Annotated in this window: 2 protein-coding genes; both read left to right on the plus strand. The window is 37.2% G+C overall.

Features of this window, described 5'->3' with window-relative positions; all coding sequences use genetic code 11:
• A partial coding sequence (locus tag J7R10_RS08725; protein WP_281432517.1) for an LptA/OstA family protein occupies positions 1-213 on the plus strand: 213 nt, incomplete at its 5' end.
• 6 nt (positions 214-219) lie between these two features.
• On the plus strand, positions 220-449 hold a 230-nt coding region (locus J7R10_RS08730), incomplete at its 3' end, for an ATP-binding cassette domain-containing protein (RefSeq protein ID WP_208436477.1).

A 449-nucleotide genomic window follows, 5' to 3' on the forward strand; every position in this document is an offset into this window, starting at 1 on the left:
ACAGGTGATAAAGGCATTTTTGATGGAAAGACAAAAATAATAAGCTTGACAGGAGATAATGTTGTATTAACCGATGGGGATAATGTTGCAACAGGGTGCAAACTAACGGCAGATATGAAAAGCGGAAAAACTTTTCTAGAAGGTTGTGAGAGGTCTGAGAAAAAAGGCCGTGTTTCTATTATTTTTAAACAAAGTCAAAAGAATGGCCATTAAGGTTTCATGTTTGGAATAAAAAGAAAAAAACAGACAGATAGACATAACCTAAATAGTGAAGCTTTAAGAAAGCCTTTAAAGGGGACTTTAACTGCCAATAATTTGATTAAAGTTTATCGTGGAAGACAGGCAGTGAAGGGTGTTTCTTTTGGCATTCGTACTGGAGAAGCTGTTGGCATTTTAGGTCCTAATGGTGCGGGGAAAACGACTTGCTTTTACATGGTTACGGGACTCAT

This window comes from Bartonella vinsonii subsp. berkhoffii ATCC 51672 (assembly GCF_902825225.1).
Classification (GTDB): Bacteria; Pseudomonadota; Alphaproteobacteria; order Rhizobiales; family Rhizobiaceae; genus Bartonella; species Bartonella berkhoffii.